Here is a 1,578-nt window from a genome sequence, read left to right as displayed (position 1 = left end):
CAGCCAGGAACGCCTGAGCACCGGCGTGGCCGCGAGCAGCCGGGCCGTGTGGTCGGGAATCCCGGCCCGCGTCAGCAGAGCCTCGAACCACCCCGGCCGGGGCGCGTCCAGCTCGGCGTCCAGCCGCTCCCACCCGGCGTCCAGCGCCACCGGGTCGCTGACCCCGGCGAGCAGCCCCCGGCACTCGGCACATGCGGCGAGGTGGGTGTCGGCGGACCAGAGCAGGGGGGCGGCCAACTCGCCCCGGGCGTAAGCCCTCAGATCGTCTTCGGCCACATGCCAGGTCATGCCGCCACCTCCTTCACTCGTACGCACCCCGGGCTGTACACCCGGATTCGGGACCACCCGTGCGGCCGGCCCCGTCCTCCCACCCGTGCTCGTCCGTACGTCCTCACGCGAGCGCCTCCCTGAGTTGCTTGCGGGCGCGCATCGCGCGGGTCTTGACCGTGCCGGGCGGGATGCCGAGCAGGACGGCGGCCTCGCGGGTGGTGAGGCCGTCGATGACCGTCGCCTGGAGCACCGCGCGCAGTTCCGGTGACAGGCGGACGAGCGCGCCCGCGAGGTCCCCGTGCTCCACCCCAGCGAGCACGCGTTCCTCCGCGGACGCCTCGTCCCGGTGCCGCAGCCGGGACAGGGCCTGCCGGAGCCGCCCCCGCGCCCCGTCGCCGCGCAGCGCGTCGATCAGCCGCCGTGAGCCGATCCGCCACAGCCACCCGGCCACATCACCTTCCTCGTGGTAGCGCGCGGTCCCCCGCCACACCGCGAGGAAGGTCTCCTGTACGACGTCGTCGACCACGCCCGCGTCCGAGCAGCGCCCCCGCAGCCGGGCCAGCAGCCAGGGCGCGTACCGCCGGTACAGCTCCTCGAAGGCACGCCGGTCACCGTCCGCCGCGATGGCCCGCAGCAGATCCCCGTCGCTTCTCGTTTCCCTCACGCCCCCTCATCGGACGACCCCGGCCGACCGGTTCACCCCGCGACAAAGAAACCACGCTTGACTTTCGAACCCTCCTCACAACACCCTTTCACTAGTCAATTGGTGAAGGGTGTTGTCCGCGTGGTCGAGTACCGCATCGACCGGCGCTCCGGCGTCGCCACCTACATGCAGATCGTCCAGCAGACCAAGCAGGCCCTGCGGCTGGGCCTCCTCGAACCCGGCGACAGGCTCCCCACGGCCCGTGAGGTCGTGGAGGCCACCGCCATCAACCCGAACACCGTGCTCAAGGCGTACCGCGAACTGGAGCGCGAGGGCCTGGTCGAGGCCCGCCGCGGTCTCGGCACCTTCGTCCGCAGGACGCTCGGCGCCGGCAGCCAGGCGGCCGACACCCCCCTGCGCGCCGAACTCGACGACTGGGCCGGGCGCGCCCGGTCCGCGGGACTCGCCCGCGAGGACGTCGACGCGTTCTTCACCGCCGTACTCGACGAGCACTTCCCGACGCAGGACCAGTGAGGGGCGCCTACGGGAGTGCCGGATGCGCTTGTCGGGCGAGTACGCGTGCGTCGTGGCTGGTCGCGCAGCTCCCCGCGCCCCTGGGGGTGGGTCATGGGGACGCACCTCAAGCCGCCGGCGGCGGGAAGGGG

Annotated in this window: 2 protein-coding genes and 1 pseudogene; 1 reads left to right on the top strand and 2 read right to left on the bottom strand. The window is 73.1% G+C overall.

What is annotated here, in order from left to right:
* A pseudogene (locus AOJ26_RS13625) lies at positions 1–288 on the bottom strand (zf-HC2 domain-containing protein); the annotation flags it as partial.
* 103 nt (positions 289–391) lie between these two features.
* Complete coding sequence (locus tag AOJ26_RS13620; RefSeq protein ID WP_053848525.1) at positions 392–934, bottom strand: RNA polymerase sigma factor; 543 nt, start codon at positions 932–934, stop codon at positions 392–394.
* A gap of 120 nt (positions 935–1,054) precedes the next feature.
* On the opposite strand from AOJ26_RS13620, the gene AOJ26_RS13615 reads away from it, so the two are divergent.
* Entirely contained in the window at positions 1,055–1,447 is a 393-nt protein-coding gene (locus AOJ26_RS13615) for a GntR family transcriptional regulator (RefSeq protein ID WP_053848524.1), read from the top strand.
* Positions 1,448–1,578: the final 131 nt, after the last annotated feature.

This window comes from Streptomyces sp. NRRL B-24085, from assembly GCF_001282115.1.
Taxonomy (GTDB): domain Bacteria; phylum Actinomycetota; class Actinomycetes; order Streptomycetales; family Streptomycetaceae; genus Streptomyces.
This window is presented reverse-complemented; position numbering and strand designations above follow the sequence as displayed.